General features: G+C 33.3%; 20 protein-coding genes. 3 read left to right on the top strand and 17 right to left on the bottom strand.

The window, feature by feature from the left end:
- Positions 1–13: 13 nt before the first annotated feature.
- A complete protein-coding gene (gene tyrS / locus RM519_RS10410) occupies positions 14–1,300 on the top strand; it encodes a tyrosine--tRNA ligase (RefSeq protein WP_311593745.1) in 1,287 nt (428 codons plus the stop codon).
- Positions 1,301–1,339: 39 nt separating this feature from the next.
- On the opposite strand, the gene RM519_RS10405 is transcribed toward tyrS, so the two are convergent.
- Complete coding sequence (locus tag RM519_RS10405) at positions 1,340–2,536, bottom strand: GAF domain-containing protein (protein ID WP_311593744.1); 1,197 nt, start codon at positions 2,534–2,536, stop codon at positions 1,340–1,342.
- 84 nt (positions 2,537–2,620) lie between these two features.
- Positions 2,621–3,595 (bottom strand): LuxE/PaaK family acyltransferase, encoded by a 975-nt coding sequence (locus tag RM519_RS10400; RefSeq protein WP_311593743.1) that lies wholly within the window; start codon positions 3,593–3,595, stop codon positions 2,621–2,623.
- Between the two features lie 77 nt (positions 3,596–3,672).
- Between RM519_RS10400 and RM519_RS10395 the strand changes: the two genes are divergently transcribed.
- Entirely contained in the window at positions 3,673–4,083 is a 411-nt protein-coding gene (locus RM519_RS10395; RefSeq protein ID WP_311593742.1) for a hypothetical protein, read from the top strand.
- A 247-nt stretch (positions 4,084–4,330) separates the two neighbouring features.
- The gene (amaB, locus tag RM519_RS10390) at positions 4,331–5,866 is read left to right on the top strand and encodes an L-piperidine-6-carboxylate dehydrogenase (RefSeq protein WP_311593741.1); all 1,536 of its coding nucleotides are present in this window, start codon (positions 4,331–4,333) and stop codon (positions 5,864–5,866) included.
- Positions 5,867–6,020: 154 nt separating this feature from the next.
- Here the strand turns inward: amaB and RM519_RS10385 are convergent, their stop codons facing one another.
- The 15 genes from RM519_RS10385 to RM519_RS10315 form a co-directional block, all read right to left on the bottom strand.
- Positions 6,021–7,160, bottom strand: a complete 1,140-nt coding sequence (locus RM519_RS10385) for an ATP-binding protein (protein ID WP_311593740.1) — start codon at positions 7,158–7,160, stop codon at positions 6,021–6,023.
- Between the two features lies 1 nt (position 7,161).
- On the bottom strand, positions 7,162–7,914 hold the full coding sequence (locus RM519_RS10380; protein ID WP_311593739.1) for an SDR family NAD(P)-dependent oxidoreductase: 753 nt from the start codon (positions 7,912–7,914) through the stop codon (positions 7,162–7,164).
- 135 nt (positions 7,915–8,049) lie between these two features.
- The gene (locus tag RM519_RS10375; protein WP_311593738.1) at positions 8,050–8,982 is read right to left on the bottom strand and encodes a hypothetical protein; all 933 of its coding nucleotides are present in this window, start codon (positions 8,980–8,982) and stop codon (positions 8,050–8,052) included.
- A gap of 174 nt (positions 8,983–9,156) precedes the next feature.
- Entirely contained in the window at positions 9,157–10,020 is an 864-nt protein-coding gene (gene atpG, locus RM519_RS10370; RefSeq protein ID WP_311593737.1) for an ATP synthase F1 subunit gamma, read from the bottom strand.
- A 70-nt stretch (positions 10,021–10,090) separates the two neighbouring features.
- Complete coding sequence (gene atpA, locus RM519_RS10365; protein WP_311593736.1) at positions 10,091–11,668, bottom strand: F0F1 ATP synthase subunit alpha; 1,578 nt, start codon at positions 11,666–11,668, stop codon at positions 10,091–10,093.
- A 39-nt stretch (positions 11,669–11,707) separates the two neighbouring features.
- Positions 11,708–12,244, bottom strand: coding sequence for an ATP synthase F1 subunit delta (atpH, locus tag RM519_RS10360; protein WP_311593735.1), 537 nt, complete (start codon positions 12,242–12,244; stop codon positions 11,708–11,710).
- Positions 12,245–12,254: 10 nt separating this feature from the next.
- Positions 12,255–12,755 (bottom strand): F0F1 ATP synthase subunit B, encoded by a 501-nt coding sequence (locus RM519_RS10355; RefSeq protein WP_311593734.1) that lies wholly within the window; start codon positions 12,753–12,755, stop codon positions 12,255–12,257.
- An 82-nt stretch (positions 12,756–12,837) separates the two neighbouring features.
- Positions 12,838–13,029 (bottom strand): ATP synthase F0 subunit C, encoded by a 192-nt coding sequence (atpE, locus tag RM519_RS10350; RefSeq protein ID WP_089380496.1) that lies wholly within the window; start codon positions 13,027–13,029, stop codon positions 12,838–12,840.
- Positions 13,030–13,060: 31 nt separating this feature from the next.
- Positions 13,061–14,143, bottom strand: a complete 1,083-nt coding sequence (gene atpB, locus RM519_RS10345) for a F0F1 ATP synthase subunit A (protein ID WP_311593733.1) — start codon at positions 14,141–14,143, stop codon at positions 13,061–13,063.
- A 69-nt stretch (positions 14,144–14,212) separates the two neighbouring features.
- A complete protein-coding gene (locus tag RM519_RS10340) occupies positions 14,213–14,635 on the bottom strand; it encodes a hypothetical protein (RefSeq protein ID WP_311593732.1) in 423 nt (140 codons plus the stop codon).
- The gene (locus tag RM519_RS10335) at positions 14,635–14,856 is read right to left on the bottom strand and encodes an AtpZ/AtpI family protein (protein WP_311593731.1); all 222 of its coding nucleotides are present in this window, start codon (positions 14,854–14,856) and stop codon (positions 14,635–14,637) included. The genes RM519_RS10340 and RM519_RS10335 overlap by 1 nt, the downstream gene beginning before the upstream one ends.
- Complete coding sequence (locus RM519_RS10330) at positions 14,825–15,226, bottom strand: bactofilin family protein (protein WP_311593730.1); 402 nt, start codon at positions 15,224–15,226, stop codon at positions 14,825–14,827. The genes RM519_RS10335 and RM519_RS10330 overlap by 32 nt, the downstream gene beginning before the upstream one ends.
- A 12-nt stretch (positions 15,227–15,238) precedes the next feature.
- On the bottom strand, positions 15,239–17,416 hold the full coding sequence (gene porW / locus RM519_RS10325) for a type IX secretion system periplasmic lipoprotein PorW/SprE (RefSeq protein WP_311593729.1): 2,178 nt from the start codon (positions 17,414–17,416) through the stop codon (positions 15,239–15,241).
- A 119-nt stretch (positions 17,417–17,535) separates the two neighbouring features.
- Positions 17,536–18,231, bottom strand: coding sequence for an ABC transporter ATP-binding protein (locus RM519_RS10320; RefSeq protein WP_311593728.1), 696 nt, complete (start codon positions 18,229–18,231; stop codon positions 17,536–17,538).
- Between the two features lie 15 nt (positions 18,232–18,246).
- Positions 18,247–19,716, bottom strand: a complete 1,470-nt coding sequence (locus RM519_RS10315) for a DUF5687 family protein (RefSeq protein ID WP_311593727.1) — start codon at positions 19,714–19,716, stop codon at positions 18,247–18,249.

Below are 19,716 nucleotides of genomic sequence, written 5' to 3'. Positions count from 1 at the left end.
TTATTTTTTTAAGATGAAGAACTTTGTAGAAGAATTGAAATGGAGAGGCTTGTTACATGATATCATGCCAGGAACTGAAGAGCAACTTGCAAAAGAAAAAACGAGTGCATATATCGGATTTGATCCAACTGCAGACTCTTTACATATTGGAAGTTTAGTTCAAATCTTTATCTTAAAACATTTTCAATTAGCCGGTCACAAACCAATCGCTTTAGTTGGTGGCGCTACCGGAATGGTCGGTGATCCATCAGGAAAATCTGCGGAAAGAAATTTGTTAGACGAAGAGACCTTAGCAAAAAATATTGCCGGAGTACAAGAGCAATTAGAACGCTATATCGATTTTGAATCTGATGAAAACAGTGCAGAATTGGTGAATAACTACGATTGGATGAAAGATATTTCACTAATCGATTTTGTACGTGACACCGGTAAACACATCACCGTAAACTACATGATGGCAAAGGATTCTGTTAAAAAACGAATTTCTGGCGAGAATACAGACGGAATGAGTTTTACAGAATTTACCTACCAATTATTTCAAGGATACGATTTCTACCACTTATACAAAGAGAAGAATTGTAAACTACAAATGGGTGGCTCTGATCAGTGGGGAAATATAACCACTGGGACTGAATTAATCCGTAGAAAAGCACAAGGAAAAGCTTATGCCATTACAGTGCCATTAGTTACAAAAGCAGACGGAACTAAATTCGGAAAAACCGAAGGTGGAAATGTTTGGTTAGATGCTAAAAGAACTTCGCCTTATAAATTCTACCAATATTGGTTAAACTCTTCTGATGAAGATGCAGAAAACTTTATCAAAATCTTCACCTTTTTAGATAAAGAAACTATTGAAAAATTAACTGCAGAGCATAAAGAAGCACCTCATATGCGTTTATTACAAAAAACAATTGGTAAAGAGGTAACCATTATGACCCATGGACAAGAAGCGTATGACAATGCTATTAAAGCATCTAACATCTTATTCGGAAAGTCTACTTCAGATGATTTAAAAGGATTGGATGAACAAACTTTTTTAGATGTATTCGAAGGTGTGCCACAGGCTTCAGTTTCTAGAAATCAGATTGAAAATGGATTCGAAATAGTTCCTGCCTTTGCAGAGACTGGATTTTTAAAATCTAATGGAGAAGTAAGAAGAGCCTTAAAAGAAAACTCTATTTCGGTAAACAAAACAAAAGTAAAAGAGGACTTCGTTATTACTACAAATGATTTAATTGCCAATAAATATGTGTTATTACAACGTGGTAAAAAGAGTTATTTCTTATTGAAAGTTGAGTAACGTATTTTTGAATAAAGTAGAATTACCTAAAATCTTTTATTATATTTCTTTAGTCTTAAATATGATTCTTATTTTTTCTTCGACTGAATCAAATGAAAACGTAGGATATTTTTTCTCTAATAATTTTTTCATTTGACCTAGAGTATTCTTAATATTAACTCTTTTCATATCAATTGCTGTAAAAAGTAATTCAACATTTTTGTCTTTCTCTTTTATTACTAATTGAATTCCATTGCTTGAATTTAAACTATGCAATTCTGAGGATATAATTAAAAGACAATTTGTAATTATTGCAATGGCCCAATTACCTTTCGTATAAATTAAAGGGTCAGATTTAAAATCTGGCAAAGAAAATCCCCCAATTAAATTTGTTGCATTTCTAGATAGGTCTTGGGCTGAAATTATTATTTCTGATAATTTCGTAGATTCTATATTTAATATTAATTGCTCAAGTGCGGCGACACAATCTTCCCCATCTCTAATTGCAAATTCAATTTCTCGAAGTAAACTTTCATTCAATTGATTGGCTTCGGAAGCTGCTTCCAAATACAACTTTGATTTTATCGACTCCTGAGTATTTTCTCGATGTTTATATTTTGAATGCAGAATAAAAGATCTTATTGAAGCTACGGCAGAATATCCTTGATTGATAAATTGTTGAATTGGTTTAAACGTTTGTGACAACTCCGAAAGAGCAGGTTTTAAAGTGGCCTCAGTTAAATCAAGCCTCTTGTGCTTTCGCTCCTTTGTAATCGCTACAAGTCTTTTATTTACAAGTAATGACAATTCTTGCAAATTGTCTTTATCCTGAACCGTAAACCCCCTCTTCTTAAAATCAAGAACGCACAACGAGCCAACCACAACATCTTCTACTAAAATAGGCACTCCTAAATAAGATTGAATATCATACTCTTTGACAACATGTTGCGGAATTCTTGAATCATTCGGAGCATCATTCACTTCAAACGGTTCACCATATCGAACCACGAATTGACAAAATGAGACATCTCTATGTGTTCCTCTTGCCGAAGCTAAATCATCAGGCAATCCAACAAAAGCTTTAAAAAATTGGATGTGGTCAAGAACAAGACTAACTAAAGCTATAGGGCTTGAAAGTTCATCAGCCGCTTTTTTTACAATTTCTTGTAATTCTTGGTCGTTAGTTTCTGCCAGTAATTCTTTAGTAAAAACCTTAAATCGATCATTTCTTCCCTCAAGTACATTAATTCTATCCATAAGTATTTCTTTGAATTAATGGGGTTCACAACAATCTCTTAAACGCTAATTTAAAATTATTGTTTGTAAAAAACAAACTAAACCCTAGTTTATCAACAAATTACAGCCTCTTATTTCCGAATTGTCAAAACGCCCTAAAATTTCGAAAGTTCCATTATCAAATTTCTTTCCTAAATCTTGGGTTGCAATAAAACAACAAGAATTGATATTGGCTAAATCGATAACATTTACGCCTCCTGTTTTTCCGTTTGGCAATAAAGACAAAGCGTCTTCAGTATCCCGTATCAAAATATCCATCCAAGGTGGACATTTAAAAATTCCATCTCCTTTGGAATAAGCTTGAGAAAGCAATTCGGTCATACCATATTCTGAATGTATTTTTTCTACATTAAGGCCTCTTGTTAATTCATTATGCAATTCAGCGCGAATCATTTCTTTTCTTCGTCCTTTCATACCACCTGTTTCCATAACAATGGCATTTGAAAGGTCAATTTCACGCTTTTCAGCCTCATCTAACAAAGCATATGAAACACCTAAAATCAGCAATTTTTTATTGTTTAATGATGAATTTTGAACGATTTCTTTAAATTTTGAGTTGTTTTTAAGGAAAAAACCACTTTTTTCACTTTTCGATTTTTTAATTAAATCGTCTACCATATAAATTAAAGAAGATCCATCACGTTCTAAATAACTTGGCAATAACGCCAATAAAATATAGTTATCAATATTTCCATAAAAATGCGCAAACCCTTTTAGATAACTTTCTTCATATACAGTAAGGTCCGTTACAAAATGTTTGCTCTGTATTCCTCCGGTTCCGCTACTTAAAAATGTCTGTTCAACGGCGTCATTGTTAGATACAACTGTATGAGACTTAAAAAACTGAATGGGTAAAAAAGGAATTTCGCTAATATTAGAAACAGAAGAAACATCTACCTTAAGGTGTTTTATAAAATCGCGATATACAGCACAATTCTTCGCTTGAAATCGAAATATTTCAAGTGCTTGTTCTTCAAACTGAATTCGACTCGATATGTTAAAATTGAGTTTTGGTTTCATTCGTGTCGCAAAAATACTATAAATTTGGCCATCAACTAGCCGTATTTTTAATCATATAAACCCTAAATATTAAAATTATGAAACGGTATTTACTACTTATTTTAGCCATTACGACCTTTATTTCTTGTAACGATGATGATGACGATTATCACGATTATCATTTAGAGTACACAGAAGTAATTAGCGCTGATGTTCCAGAGGAATTTGAATTTGGACGCACCTATCGAGTTGAAGTTACCATTGAATTAGACGATAGTTGTCACTTTTTTTACAACCAATACGATTATTTTTATGAAGGTACTTCTAGATTAATCTACCCAATTGTTCATATTGATGATGGCATTCCTTGTACACCTAATATTAGAGAGGTTACTTTCTCTATACCAGTTCAGGCATTGCAAACAGAACCTTATATATTTAAATTCTACCAAGGAGAAGATGCAGATGGCCAAGATTTATTTTTAACAATAGAGGTTCCGGTAGTATAAAAGAACTTTATTATCCACAATATTGAATCCAAATTTTCACTGTTCGAATAAATAGTTTCGAATTCTGAGAATTTGGATTTTTATTTAAAATGAAGTAACCTAATTATTGTATTGTGATTCATTCACCCTTATTTTAAAAACCATTGTTAAATTAATCCTGTACATCAATTCCGATTGAAAATTCAATAATCTAACTCTAAGTATCTTTCCTTTTAAAATTGTAGTTTTAACCATAAAAAACTTAGTAATGACAGATATTAAAAAATCACTTGAAATTTTAGGGTTAAAGGAACTAAATAATGGTGTTTCCACAGGTTCAGACAACTTTGGAAATGGTCCAATAATCGAGTCTTATTCTCCTGTTGACGGTCAATTAATCGGAAAGGTTTCTACGGCTACTAGAGAAGATTATGACAAGGTTATGGATGCTTCTACTAAAGCATTTTTATCTTTTAGAAATATGCCTGCTCCACAACGCGGAGAAATTGTTCGCCAATTTGGAAACAAATTGAGAGAACTTAAAGAACCATTAGGAATGTTAGTTTCTTATGAAATGGGGAAATCTCTTCAAGAAGGTTATGGTGAGGTTCAAGAAATGATTGATATCTGTGATTTTGCAGTTGGATTGTCTAGACAATTAAACGGACAAACGATTCCATCGGAACGTCCAGGGCATGTTATGAGAGAGCAATGGCACCCTATTGGTGTTGTTGGTATTATTTCTGCATTTAACTTTCCAGTAGCCGTATGGGCATGGAACACTGCCTTGGCTTGGATCTGCGGTGATGTTTGCGTTTGGAAACCATCAGAAAAAGCGCCTTTATGTTCAGTTGCGTGTCAAAATATTATTGCAGACGTTTTAAAAGAAAACAACTTACCTGAAGGTATTTCGTGTATTGTAAACGGAGATTATAAAGTGGGCGAATACATGACGACTGATGCTAGAGTTCCTTTAGTTTCAGCAACTGGTTCTACAAGAATGGGAAGAATTGTTGGTGCTACTGTAGCAGAACGATTTGGTAAATCATTATTAGAATTAGGAGGTAATAATGCGATTATTATTACACCAACAGCCGATTTAAAAGTAGTTGTTCCTGGTGCTGTATTCGGTGCCGTTGGAACCTGTGGACAACGTTGTACTTCTACAAGAAGGTTAATTATTCACGAATCTGTATATGATAAAGTAAGAGATGCTATTGTTGGGGCTTACGGCCAGTTAACAATTGGAGATCCTTTAGATGAAAAGAATCATATTGGGCCTCTAATTGATTCGGATGCTGTAAACACCTATTTAGCGGCTATTGAGAAAGCAAAAACTGAAGGGGGTAACGTATTGGTTGAAGGTGGTGTTCTTGAAGGTGAAGGATATGAAAGTGGATGCTATGTAAAACCTGCTATTATAGAAGCAGAAAACCATTTTGAAATTGTACAGCACGAAACTTTTGCTCCAATTTTATATTTGATGAAATACTCTGGTGAAGTTGAAAATGCAATCGATAAACAAAACGGCGTTGCACAAGGATTATCATCGGCAATTATGACCAATGAAATGAAAGAAGCAGAAAAGTTCTTGTCTTATGCTGGATCCGACTGTGGAATTGCAAACGTAAATATCGGAACTTCTGGTGCGGAAATAGGCGGTGCTTTTGGTGGAGAAAAAGAAACTGGAGGTGGACGTGAGTCTGGTTCTGATGCATGGAAAGTGTATATGCGCAGACAAACGAATACGGTGAATTATTCTGATGAATTGCCTTTAGCGCAAGGAATCAAGTTTGATTTATAAAAAACTATTGTCAAACTGAGCCTGTCGAAGTTTCCTTATTTTAAGGTCTTCGACAGGCTCAGACTGACATTTCAAATAAATTAATCTCTTCTAGTATTGTTGAATCCTAACGCCAAAATCTTCCGTAGACTGGTGTAAACTCAAGTTGACATTCTTATTGATACCTTACCTTTCTTAAAATTCGCATCGAATCTTTATAAAGTATATATGCCGTTTTATCCTCTAAAGCTCTGAGAAATAATTTTGATGCTTCCAAATTATCCTTTGCGTCAACAAAATCATTTAGCGCACAGATTAGATACGTTGTAGGGAATTTTTCTAAATCCTTTTGTTCAATTTTAGTTAAGGACCTACCGGTTTTAAGTTTCTCTAGAATTGCATTGTTTGAATTATAAATATGATGTAAAACAGTTCTATCATATGCTGGCGGCTTAAATAATAACTCAGATATCATATTGTGTTTACCATTGTCTTTAAAATGAATAACAACCTTCTCTAAAGGAAAATGTTGATACTCTTCTTTAATCCCCAGTTTTACATATTCAGTAATTATAAATGAAGAATTGTTGTGCTCTATTGTCACTTCATCTAATACGGAGTAAAACAAGAGAACTTGCTCGTTTACCAATTCAATATCTACTCTTGAGTAATAATTCTGGCCATTTATTCTGTTTAATTTCCCAGCCCAACAAATCACAAATTGCTCTTTAAAAACCTTAAATTGTGGATTGTACTCTTCGTTATGACTGTTTATAAAATCAAACACACCAGTCAATGTTAACTCTAAATTGTTACTAGCAATTTTCTCTATCGACTCAACAATAGGTTTGTTTGTATTTCTGAGTTCGAATTGTTCTGTGGTCGGCATAGAATTACTGCCTCTGCGATAAAAAGAGGTTCCTCTAGGGTATTTCCATGCGTTTCGTTTAAAAGAGGAAATAGAGGCCGTAGGGTGAATTGTAACAAGTCCTATTACCTTGTGTTTTTGAAGTTTTGGAAACCCAATATTCTCATATTGAATTTTAGGAGGATTCGCTAAATACGCATTAACTAAGTTTTGAATCTTACTATCATCATAAAAGTCTACACCTAAAATTTTATTCGATTCATCCTCTACACCAATAACTATATAAGAATTGTTTTCTGGATTAGAATTGGACAAAGCGCAAATGTGCTTTATAAACTTTGCCTTTCCAATTTTATTAGAAATGTTTAAGCGCTGTTTTTTATCATAAAAACTATTTTCATCTGAATGGTTGAGTAGGTTTTTAATTAATAAACGCTTGTTAATCATCTTAATTCTTATTTAAGATCGTTGCGCTTGCTTGTGCTGTTGGGTATACCACTAAATCTTCAATATTAACATGGTACGGTCTTGTAACTACAAAATGAATAATGTCCGCAATATCTTCAGCCTGTAAGGCATTATACCCTTCATACACCGCTTTTGCTTTTTCAGAATCTCCTTTAAAGCGTACATCCGAAAATTCCGTTTCTACCGCTCCTGGGTGAATACCGGAAACACGAATGTTATATTTATTCAAATCAATTCTCATTGCCTTGTTTAAAGCATCTACAGCGTGTTTTGAAGCGCAATACACATTTCCATTCGGATAAACTTCTTTGCCGGCTATAGAGCCTATATTAACAATAAAGCCGCTGTTTCTTTCTGTCATTATTGGAAGCACTGCTTTAGACACATATAACAAGCCTTTTACATTAATATCCATCATAGCGTCCCAATCATCAATATCGCCATCTTGAATGGTGCTTAGACCATGCGCATTACCCGCATTATTTATTAGTACATCTATATTTTTAAAATCATTTGGAAGCGAGGCAATAGCTTTAAATATTTCATTTTTATCTCTAACATCAAACTGAAGTGTCCTTACTTTGGTTAATTTACCTAATGTTGTTTTTAAATGCTCAAGTCTTTCCGCTCTTCTTCCACACAGAATTAAAGTAAATCCTTTTTCAGCAAAAAGTGCTGCGGTTGCCATTCCAATTCCAGAAGTTGAGCCAGTTATTAATACTGTTTTATTCAAAATATTTTTGTTTTAGCTAAAGATAGTTTGCTCCTAGCTATAAAAAAAATAAACAAGAAAAAACCCCTCGCGATGCGAGGGGATTCAATTCAATTGGCTACAAGCGTAGCCAACCAAAAATCAACTAACCAAACTTTATTTTAAATGCTTTTCTCCTAATATTGTTCTACTATCTACTTTAGTACGTTTTTTAGATCCATTCCTTACGCTCTTATCAGAATTTGCTGATTCTTTTTTACGTAAGTTTCTTTTCTCTATTAAATTGAAACCTCTACCCGTAAATTGATAGGTTGTACCCGAACTTAAATGGTACATCTCTAGTACGTTGTCATTAATAACGGTCAAATCGAACTTTTCAGTATCTCCACCATCATAATTCAATGTTAAAATTTGAGAATCGATGATAATATTATACAATCCTTGATAATCCCAGATAACATCACCAATCTCTAACCCAGTTTCATCTATTGATGACAAAAATGTATTGTCTCCGTCTTCATAAAAAAATGTCAAATAATTTTCATCATCAAATGGATTTAAATCTCCATCGTCACTAACATACGTTTTTTCCCAGCCATCATATTCCTGCACCATTAAATCTAAATTGTCGTAAAACAATCCATCATAATCAAATGTTGTTGTTTGAAACCCTTCTAAAACGTAGGTCACATCTTCTTCAAAATTGTATAACTCAATAGTATTTACATTCAATTGTTTTACATGAAAGTCAATACGTCCGTCAATATTATGATTGGTAATTAGGGTCATTCCGTTTGTATCATAGGTTCCAACATCAATTCCTAATCCATTACCTGTTTCACCAATACCCACTAAATTATTATTCGCGTGCATTACACCATTTAAATAGGAAAGGGTAAAGGCTTGCGCCACATAATATACATCTCCAGTTCCGTAACTTTTACCGTAATCTACATACCAAACTTCATATTCTGCCAACAATTCATATAGACTTATTGGCTCCACTGGTGGTGGAATATCATTATCGCTTGAACATGACACTAAAAATGTCATTGCTAATACACTCAAAAGTAATTTTACTGCCTTCATATCTTTCTTAATTGATTCGAAATAAACTTTTCAAATTCTATGCCAAACAAAGATACGGGCTTTAAGTGAAACGTTTAACGACACTTACTGTCATAAAAAAACCTCTTTATTTCTAAAGAGGTTTTTATTTTTATAATGAGACCTTTCGACTCCGCTCAAGGTGACAAATAAGTTCTAATTGTTCAATGCTTCCGCACCACCAACAATCTCCAAGATTTCTCCTGTAATCGCTGCTTGACGTGCTTTGTTGTATGTTAATAACAAATCATCACGCATTTCACTAGCGTTGTCCGTTGCTTTATGCATTGCTGTCATACGTGCCCCATGCTCTGATGCATAAGAATCGCGAATGGCTTTGTACAATTGCGTTTTTAAAGACTTAGGAATCAATTCTAAAATAATCTCAGCTTTTCCTGGCTCAAATATATAATCTGAATTACTATCTGCTTCTTCACCTTCTATTTTCTCGATTGGTAAAAATTGTTCAACCTGCGTAATCTGTGTGGCAGCATTCTTAAACTGGTTGTAAATAATTTCTACTTTATCAAAAGATCCATCAACATATAAGTCCATTACTTTTTGAGCAATTTCTGCAACATTATCAAATGTAAGGTTGTCAAAAATTTCCGTATTTGTTTCTATAACATTAAACTGTTTAGAAAGTAAATCGCCTCCTTTTTTTCCAATTGCAAGTACTGAAACTTCTTTACCTTTATAAGAAGAATCGATGTGTTTAGTCGCTCCTTTAATTACTGAAGAATTAAATCCACCACATAAACCTCTATTAGACGTAATTGCAATAACCAATACCTTAGAAACTTCGCGTTGTTCTGCAAAAGCACCTCCTGCATCAGCGTCTAAAGTAGCACTTAAACTTTGTAACAATTGTGTTAACTTATCGGAATATGGACGCATTTGCGTAATAGCATCTTGCGCTTTTTTCAACTTTGCAGCGGATACCATTTTCATAGCACTAGTAATCTGCATCGTTGATCCGATGGAAGTAATTCTGTTACGTATTTCTTTTAAATTTGCCATATTCTTATGGTACTTAAATTAAATACTGAGTAGTTGAAATTTAATTCAACTACTCAATATCAAAATATTATTAAGCGTATTGTGCAGAAATTTCTTTCGCTGCGTTTGTCAATACATCTACAACCTCATCAGTTAATTTTCCTGATTTAATTGTATCTAAAGTATCTCTATGCTTTGCATTCAAATACTCTAAGAAATTTACTTCAAATTCTTTTATTTTATTTACAGGGACCTCTTTTAATAAGTTCTTAGATCCTGCATAAATAATAGCAGTTTGATCTTCAACACTTAAAGGGCTTGCCTGTGCTTGTTTCAAAATTTCAACGTTACGTTGTCCTTTTGAAATCACATTCATCGTTGCAGCATCTAAATCAGAACCAAACTTAGCAAACGCTTCTAACTCACGGTACTGTGCTTGATCTAATTTTAAGGTACCAGATACTTTCTTCATAGATTTAATCTGAGCGTTACCACCAACACGAGATACAGAAATACCTACGTTAATTGCTGGACGAACACCAGAGTTAAACAAATCTGACTCTAAGAAAATCTGACCATCCGTAATAGAAATTACGTTTGTTGGAATATATGCTGATACATCACCTGCTTGCGTTTCAATAATTGGTAAAGCAGTTAGAGAACCTCCTCCTTTAATTTTACCTTTTAATGAATCTGGTACGTCATTCATATCTTTAGCAATAGAATCATCATTGATTACTTTTGCAGCACGCTCTAATAAACGAGAGTGCAAATAGAATACATCACCAGGATATGCCTCACGTCCCGGAGGTCTTCTTAATAATAAAGATACCTCACGGTAAGCAACTGCTTGTTTAGATAAATCATCATAAACAATTAATGCTGGTCTACCAGTATCTCTAAAGTACTCACCAATTGCAGCACCTGCCATTGGAGCATATACCTGCATTGGAGCAGGGTCAGATGCATTAGCCGCTACAATAGTAGTATATGCTAACGCTCCTTTTTCTTCTAATAAAGCTACAATACCTGCAACAGTTGATGCTTTTTGACCAATTGCTACATAGATACAATATACAGGCTCTCCTGCATCGTAAAACTCTTTTTGGTTAATGATGGTATCAATTGCTACAGTAGATTTACCTGTTTGACGGTCACCAATAATCAACTCACGTTGACCTCTACCAACTGGAATCATCGCATCAATTGCTTTTACTCCTGTTTGTAATGGTTCAGTAACTGGCTCTCTAAATACAACACCTGGTGCTTTACGCTCTAAAGGCATTTCAAAAGTTTCACCTTGAATAGCACCTTTACCATCGATAGGAAGACCTAATGTATTTACAACACGACCGACAATTCCTTCACCAACATTTAATGAAGCAATACGGTTTGTACGTTTTACAGTTCCCCCTTCTTTAATATCAGAATAAGGGCCTAATAATACAACCCCTACATTATCTGCTTCAAGGTTTAATACAATTCCTTCTAATCCACTTTCAAACTGAACTAACTCACCATATTGCGCGTTTGCCAATCCGTAGATACGAGCAATACCATCACCTATTTCAAGTACTGTTCCTACTTCGTCAAGAGATGCACTTCCGTCAAATCCTTCTAATTGTTGCTTTAAAATTGCTGATACTTCAGCTGGTTTTATTGCTGCCATTTTTATTTGTTTTTATAAAACTAAATTCTAACTTTATTATTAAGCGTTAAACTCTCTTTTCAAGACATTTAACTTGTTTGAGATACTTGCGTCATACTGAATATCTCCTACACGTAAAATAAACCCACCAATAATTGCTGCGTCTACTTTGTTTTCAAGAATTGCTTCTTTACCTGTCAATTCTTTTACTTTAGCCAATACTTCCTTTTTTAAAGTATCCGATAAAGGAACTGCTGTAGTAACTACTGCATCTTGTTTTCCACTAACTTCATCAAAAAGTTTAATGTATTGTTTTGCAACCGTATCGAAATCTGCCAATCTTTTATTTGTGATTAACAAGTCGATTAGATTTTTTGAAAGGTCATTGATTTGATTTTCAAAAATTGCCAACAACGCACTTTTCTTTACGTCAGATTTTATAATTGAACTGCTCAATACAGTTTGCAACTCCTCACTACCTTTAATTGTAGAAGAAATTAACTGCATTTTGCTATACGTTTCTTCAGCACTGTTTTGCTCTTGTGACAAACTTAGTACTGCTTTTGCGTATCTTAATGCTGCTCTGTTATTACTCATTGCTATGTATTTAGCTGATTGTAACTTCTTTCAATAATGTCTCAATCAATTGAGATTGATCTGCGTCGTTTGCCAATTCTTTGCGAACCACTTTCTCTGCAATACCAACTGACAGTTCAGCCACTTGACTTTTTAATTCTGAAATTGCTGCGTTTTTTTCTGATTGGATAGCCGCTTGTGCTTGCTCAATCATTTTAGCACCTTCAGTTTTTGCTTCTTCCTTAGCATCAGAAATCATTGTTTCTTTGATTTCACGTGCTTCTTTCATCATGGCATCTCTTTCTGCACGAGCTTCTTTTAATAAACGTTCGTTATCAGCATTTAAGTTTTGCATTTCTTTCTTTGCATCTTCTGCAGAAGCTAACGCGTTCTTAATTCCTTCTTCACGAGCATTCACTGCTTCTAAAATAGGTTTCCAAGCAAATTTCTTTAATAAGAATAATAATCCTACAAAAAGGAAAAGTTGCCAAAAAAACAAACCAAATGAAAACTGTTCTATTAATTTATCCATAACGTATATATATGTACTTCTTTCTTAATTTTAATAGTAAAATAGTGACTATAACCAACCGTTATAGTCACTATTTTGTTTGTTATGCTGCGAATAACGCTGCAAATCCAATACCTTCAATAAGGGCTGCTGCAATAAGCATAGCAGTTTGGATCTTTCCTGAAGCTTCTGGTTGACGTGCGATAGCGTCCATTGCTGAACCACCAATTCTACCAATACCTAATCCAGCACCGATAACGATCAATCCTGCTCCTACGAAATTTAAACCTGTCATAATATATTTATTAAAAATTAAACATTCAATTTTAGTGATCGTGCTCTTCAACAGCCGACCCAAAATACAACGCCGATAGCATTGTAAATATATACGCTTGTAATGCCGCTACTAATAATTCTAATAACGATAAAGCAAACGCCAATCCAAAAGATAACGGACTACCAATCCAACTTTTGAAAATAAACATCATACCTATAATACTCATTAATACTACGTGACCTGCAGTAATGTTTGCATACAAACGAATCATTAATGAGAATGGCTTAATAATAGTACCTAACAACTCAATTGGTGCTAATACTATTTTCATAAATACTGGAACTCCTGGCATCCAAAAGATGTGTCCCCAGTAATTTTTATTTGCCGTAAATGTTGTGATCAAATACGTAATCAATGCCAAAGCAAATGTTACAGCAATGTTATTTGTTACGTTTACTCCAAGTGGACTTAACCCTAATAAGTTGATAATCCAAACAAAGAAGAATACAGTTAACAAATAACTCATGTATCTTTTATAGTGCTTTTTACCAATGTTCGGAATAGCAATATCGTCTCTTACATATAAAATAATTGGCTCTAAAGCGCGACCGATACCTGTAGGTAATGGATTAGACTTATATTTCTTAGCCATTCTACTAAACATTACAAACATTAAAATACTTACCAATAAAATAAAGAACACGTTCTTAGTAATTGAAAAGTCTAATGGTTTTGCATTTGTTGGGTGATGTGCTTCGTCATAAGTAATGGTTCCAGCAGCATCTGTTTTGTAAATCTTATTGTGATATAATTTGTAGTAGTTTCCTCCTACCTCAGCAACAGTTTCTCCGTGGTGAAATTTTGAAGACAAAAAGACCTTTAAACCTCCATCAATTAAAATAACTGGTAATGGGAAACCAATGTATTTGTGCTCTCCTTCTTCTGTAGTATAAGAATACAATCCAAAATCATACGAATCTAATAAGTGATGATCTATATATTCTTTAATCTCCGTTTTTAAATCTTTTCCTTCTTGATTTTCTGATTCAGATTTAACCTCTGCAGAAGCAAAAGAAACTGAAAATAAAATCATTATTGCGGTAAGTAATCTAACTGAAAAATTTCCTTTCATTTTACACAAATAATTGAGTGTCTTTAAAATCGGTGCAAAGGTATGTTTTTAAATTTAATTGAAAAACAATTATTCGTCTTTATTTTGAGGGTATTTCGAAGTGTAAAAATCTAGATATTCGAGCAGTCGAATCAATGCTAAAGTCTCCAAAATCAGACTGATAATATAAGGAATAAAAAAAGTGAAAAATTCTTGTTTGGTCATTTCTCCATCAGAAGTATATGATGGATAAAAGGCAATAAAAAAGAGTGCAAATTTTAAAAAACTGCCAATCATAAAAAGACTTCCCAAATTGTCTTTTTGTTTTTCTCTAACAATAAATAAACCACCAACTATAAGAGCCGCAACGCAAAAGTTTAAACTATATGCTAGAATTATTCTGTTTTCAAATAATTCTAATTCCATATAATTTAAAACAACTAAATGAAGCCCGAATCCAACGACAAGACCAAGAAACAAGAGCATTACATATTTAAAAATAGAAAATGCCATCACTTATTAATCTTATTTACTTGTGTAATTAGACTAACCAACGCCACTGCAACCCCTAATAGCGTAAAAACCATGGTAAACCATTTTTTTTCACTAGGGTAATTCTCGTCTAACTTTTTTCCTAGGTATACTGCAAGATAAATGGTGACGCCCATTTGAATGCCCGCTCCAGAAAGAAGAATAAATTTATTAGGCTGTTTTTTGGGCTTTTTGGCTGCCATTCTTTTTTAAATCTTTTATACCAGATTTCATAGTACAACTAGCATTGAAAACAGCTCCGGGTTCTACTAATAATTTATTGATAAAGACTTCGCCATTTATATTGGCTGTTTTCTTTAAGGATAACAGTTCTGATACCACTAATTTACCCGAGAATGTACCTTCAAAATCAGCATTTCCACACTCTACTTCTCCTTTAACAATACCATTACTTCCAATAATAACTCTACCAGATGTTTTAATGGTACCTTCTACAGTCCCGTCAATTCTAAAATCTCCTTCAGACTGAACATCACCAATTATAGATGTGTTCTTTCCAATAATATTTCTTTCTGAGGTTTGCGGCTGTACTCCTTTTTTTTCTGTAAACATAATAAGTGGGGTTTAAAGTTTATTAATTGTTTCTATTACTTCAGTTGCTTTTTTACCTTCTTCAGTATTCGAATATTTAAAAGCAACATACACCAAGGCTTCTCTAAACGCTGCTACTCCATCGCGTTTTCCAATAGCATATGCTCTCAATAGTTCAAACTTAGGAACAATCTCTTGGTCTTTGTATTTTATAATTGCTTCCTCTGATTTGGTAATTACTTCTTCAAAATTTCCTTCTTGATAAGCGTAATATACGTTTTTATAAATATTCTCTGGTGAACTTGCATCATCTTCATCTATAAGTTCATCCGGGTTTAATATCAATTGTGTGTATTTAGACTCTGGATAATTAGATACAATATCAGTTTTAAACTTATCCGCCTTTATTGGATTTAACTCTAAATAAATTTGATACAAATGAAATTTTGTAGGAAGAATATATTTCTCTTCGGGGTTAAACGATAATAAATCTTCGAAGTTATACGATGCAATATCAAACTGCTTAAATTGTTCTTTATAAATCAATCCTAATTTATAATACGCCTCATTGCGAACCGAACCAATACTATCTATTTCAGATTTATCTGTAGGTATACGTTCCAGATATGTTTCTAAATCATATTTCTTTGCATCTTCAATTGCTAATACTTCTAGGTTGTTTACATTTTCGTCTCCAGGAATTAGCACGCTTTTATCTGATAGCCTCCAGTTATCTTCTAAAGGTCTATTGCCCCAAACTTGGTAAAATTCTTGTTGGCCAAATCCAACAATTTGAGAATTGTAAAAATACCATTTTCCATCACCTCCAAAATCATTATTGGCATCATTCAAAGACCCAAAACCGGTATTTTCAATTTGTTGCTGTGCCGCCGCTTCTTCCGCTTTTAACCAATCAATATACTCTTGAAAATAAATAACTTGTTCTTCTTTACTCATAGCAACAACTCCTAAAATACTATCTGTAACATTTGCTATGCTTTCAAAATAAATAACCTCATCTAGACTTTTTCTTTTTCGATCTAATCTTCGAATCCTTTTCGTATTTCTGTCTTGAGGAATCTGCAAAACACTATCATAATAAGAGCCAGCCTCAACATAATTCGCTTTATCAAACTGAATATTTCCTAGGGCTTCATATGACAATCCTTGTTGAAATTGTTGGGCTCCAATTGCGTGAACTGAAGCTACAAAATGCTCTTCTGCCAAATCAATTCTCCCTAACTTTTGATGTACTAATCCAGTATGGTAATGTAACTCATCTAAATATGGTCTGTTTTCTCTATCCGCAATTAACTTATTCAACGTGGCAATAAGCACCTCAGTATCGGTATCATTCGAAAGGTTTTTAGCTATTTCTATTTCTGCATGAATTCTGTAACGGTAGGGAACGCGCTTCATGTCAATCACTTTCTGAAATGCAACATTAGAAGAGTCTATATGGTTTTGTTCTCTGTAAATTTGACCAAGAATAAAGGTGTTTCTTGCTGTTTGTTCTTTATCATAATCCGTAAGCGTTGCTTGCTTTAAATGATGCACTACTTGTGGTGTGCTGTCCATAACCGTATATACCATTGCTGCCGCGGTATGAACACTTTCTATAATTTTTTTATCATCTACAAGAGCCTCTCGCTGTAAGATTCGCTGTAAGGTAATTAATGCTAATTCTTCATTTTGCAAACGCAAATAAGATTTTGCCTGCCAAATTTTAGTTTCATTAATTAAATCGGCATTTGGATAATTTAAAATTATATAATTAAACGCTTCTAATGCAGGAACAAATCGCTGTGAATAATAACGAGATTTACCTAATAATAAAAAGGCGTCATCAATTTGTTTATTCTTTTCTTTTCCAGAAATATTCATGGAATGCTTCTGAACTGCCTTAACTGCTTTTTCTTCCGATTTTTCAAAAGCGGCGCTCGAATTTCCTCCTGAGATTTCGACCCCAGGTATGGCTAATTCTGAAACCTCTAAGCGCTCAATTGGTAAACGTTTCCAATAGTCATCTTTGTAAGTTGCATACAGTTCTTGAATACCTTGATCAAAAGCAACTTGACCATTATAAAGAATATTATATTTTGCAGTAACGGAGTGAAAACTTCTATTTAAAAACGCATCTTTTCTAGTTGAACAACTAACAACAAAAAGGATAGCAAATATTGATAAATATTTATAGAAATTTTTCTTCAAACGAATTTGTTTAGTTCTGACTTAAACTATATTCTACCTTGAATATTGTTATAAGGTGGTAAAAATACAAATTAATTCAGAATAACAGCGACGCCCCGTTATATATGCAATGATTAAAATTACATCGCAAAATGGGACTCTAATTCTTTAAGTGTTTCTGTAGATGTTTGAATATCTTTAATGACATCTCCTTTTTCCAAAACGACTATTCGCTCACAAACCTCAGTTACATGACCCAAATCATGACTTGATACTAACAAGGTAATATCCTTATTCTTGACCAATCCTTTCAACATAGTTTTTAGTCTAATTTGAGTTGTTGGATCTAGATTTGCAAAAGGCTCATCTAAAATTACAAATTCAGGGTTGCCAATCAATGCTGCCACAATTCCTGCCTTTTTCTGGTTTCCTTTAGATAAGTCTCTTAAATACTTTTTCTTACCAAGAATTTCATCATTAAATATCTCTTCGAATTGCTTTACAAAAGAGTCGATATCCGCTTTATTTTGACCTCTTAATTCTCCGATAAAATAAAAGTACTCTTCTGGAGTTAAATACCCTATTAAAAAACTTTCATCTATAAAAGATCCTGTAATAGATTTCCAATCTTCGCTTTGATTAACTTGAATATCGTCTATAGAGATGTTACCCGTACTAGGTTCTATTAAATCTAATAATAAATTGAAAAAGGTTGTTTTTCCCGCTCCGTTATTTCCTACCAAACCAAAACTTTGTCCTTTAGGAATTTCTAAGCCTTCTATTTTTAGAACTTCTACAGCTCCATACTTTTTAGATATATTATTTACTTGTATCATAGTTTCTTTTGTTTTTTATGCAACTTCTTCAAAAGCACTGATGGCTGCATATTTATTTTTTACATATTTTTTTGCAATTAAATCCATAAAATAATTGCGTAGTAACAATCCTAATATTCCAAATACACCAATGGCAATAAGTCCTGCGTGGTAACTTATTGTTAAGTAAAACAAATAAAAGATTGCAATTGGAATTCCCATTATTGGAATTATAATAATAAATTGTTTTGCACTTGTGCCTTGCGTATTTCCAATTCCGCTTACGTTTAGTTCAATACGTTTTCTATTAAAGGAGCCGGCATATAATATTACAAGCGTGTTTATACCAATGTTAAATATTGCGCCAGCGGCTACCATTAAATAGGTCTTTGTTCCAAAATACAAATAAGGTGTAGCTAAAATAAATAGCACGGTAGTAATAGCGGTCATCAAAAACCATTTTGATTCTATGTACTTTCGGTAACTTAAATTTTGAGTCATTAACATTTTGTAATAAGCACTTTCCCAAGCCGGAATAAACTGGCCGTAGTTTAGCACAAACCCTCCTGTAACAAATATGGAAGCGAATACTAAAAACCCCTTCATTTTTTCTTCATAAATAGGATTGGTAAAGAAAATTAGGCCGTATAAAACAAAAAGAAATGACATTAAAAAGACCATTTTTGTTCTTTTGTTTCTCCAAATAAGACGCATTTCATTTTTAATAAATGGTCCCATTTCTCCAAAGCTATTAACCCAAGACAAATCTGAGGCGTTTACCTCCTTAACTTTAGCTTTAATAGCTCCGTCTAAAAACAGTTGACTTTTTAAAATTTTAAAATTTATAAAGTAAAAAGTAAACAATAAGATTAAAGGAATTAAACTTAAACTTGGCGTTTCGTAAATAGCGTTAAACAATGGTTTGCTTATTGCTGTAAGGTCGAATATGTTAAAATATTGCAATGCAACTGCACCACCTAATATTGAGGCAAGCACTGCAAAAGCGATGTTACTTTTATTAATTATAAAGTTTAAGAAATTAGAAGATTGAATAATAACAATCATTGCAAAAAGCCAACCAAGTGCTCCGCTAACGCTATAACCTTCTTTCATTAAAACAATGGCAAACGGAACATAAAAGAACAATCCGAAAATATTGAATGCTGAAATTGCTGATTTAGCCAACACATAATGGACTAGTTTTTTCTTTTTAATTGGTAAAACCAGTAACGGTTTAATTTTCATTGCAGGTAATTTTTGCATTAAATACCTGAAAATTAAATCTCCCATAATAGCAAAAAGCAAATAGGAATTAACAACATGTAATGGATCAGCATCTGGAACTGTTTTTCTAATTATAAAAAAACTAAAGATTCCCAGACTTAAAAATGATACCATCATGTAAACCGCAAAAAAGCCTAGTAAAATCTTAACAGCTAATCCTTTTTGCCAATAAGAAGAGCGGAAATATTGTTTCCACTCAAGAGAAATAAAGTGTTTTATCAT

This window comes from Urechidicola vernalis (genome assembly GCF_031846385.1).
Classification (GTDB): domain Bacteria; phylum Bacteroidota; class Bacteroidia; order Flavobacteriales; family Flavobacteriaceae; genus Urechidicola; species Urechidicola vernalis.
The sequence above is the reverse complement of the archived record's forward strand: the minus strand, read 5'-3'. Positions and strand labels throughout refer to the sequence as shown.

Coding starts and splice junctions, on each gene's coding strand:
- tyrS (WP_311593745.1), top strand. CDS start 14: ATGAAGAACTTTGTAGAAGAATTGAAATGGAGAGGCTTGTTACATGAT.
- RM519_RS10405 (WP_311593744.1), bottom strand. CDS start 2,536: ATGGATAGAATTAATGTACTTGAGGGAAGAAATGATCGATTTAAGGTT.
- RM519_RS10400 (WP_311593743.1), bottom strand. CDS start 3,595: ATGAAACCAAAACTCAATTTTAACATATCGAGTCGAATTCAGTTTGAA.
- RM519_RS10395 (WP_311593742.1), top strand. CDS start 3,673: ATGAAACGGTATTTACTACTTATTTTAGCCATTACGACCTTTATTTCT.
- amaB (WP_311593741.1), top strand. CDS start 4,331: ATGACAGATATTAAAAAATCACTTGAAATTTTAGGGTTAAAGGAACTA.
- RM519_RS10385 (WP_311593740.1), bottom strand. CDS start 7,160: ATGATTAACAAGCGTTTATTAATTAAAAACCTACTCAACCATTCAGAT.
- RM519_RS10375 (WP_311593738.1), bottom strand. CDS start 8,982: ATGAAGGCAGTAAAATTACTTTTGAGTGTATTAGCAATGACATTTTTA.
- atpG (WP_311593737.1), bottom strand. CDS start 10,020: ATGGCAAATTTAAAAGAAATACGTAACAGAATTACTTCCATCGGATCA.
- atpA (WP_311593736.1), bottom strand. CDS start 11,668: ATGGCAGCAATAAAACCAGCTGAAGTATCAGCAATTTTAAAGCAACAA.
- atpH (WP_311593735.1), bottom strand. CDS start 12,244: ATGAGTAATAACAGAGCAGCATTAAGATACGCAAAAGCAGTACTAAGT.
- RM519_RS10355 (WP_311593734.1), bottom strand. CDS start 12,755: ATGGATAAATTAATAGAACAGTTTTCATTTGGTTTGTTTTTTTGGCAA.
- atpE (WP_089380496.1), bottom strand. CDS start 13,029: ATGACAGGTTTAAATTTCGTAGGAGCAGGATTGATCGTTATCGGTGCT.
- atpB (WP_311593733.1), bottom strand. CDS start 14,143: ATGAAAGGAAATTTTTCAGTTAGATTACTTACCGCAATAATGATTTTA.
- RM519_RS10340 (WP_311593732.1), bottom strand. CDS start 14,635: ATGGCATTTTCTATTTTTAAATATGTAATGCTCTTGTTTCTTGGTCTT.
- RM519_RS10335 (WP_311593731.1), bottom strand. CDS start 14,856: ATGGCAGCCAAAAAGCCCAAAAAACAGCCTAATAAATTTATTCTTCTT.
- RM519_RS10330 (WP_311593730.1), bottom strand. CDS start 15,226: ATGTTTACAGAAAAAAAAGGAGTACAGCCGCAAACCTCAGAAAGAAAT.
- RM519_RS10320 (WP_311593728.1), bottom strand. CDS start 18,231: ATGATACAAGTAAATAATATATCTAAAAAGTATGGAGCTGTAGAAGTT.
- RM519_RS10315 (WP_311593727.1), bottom strand. CDS start 19,716: ATGATAAAACACTTTATTTCTCTTGAGTGGAAACAATATTTCCGCTCT.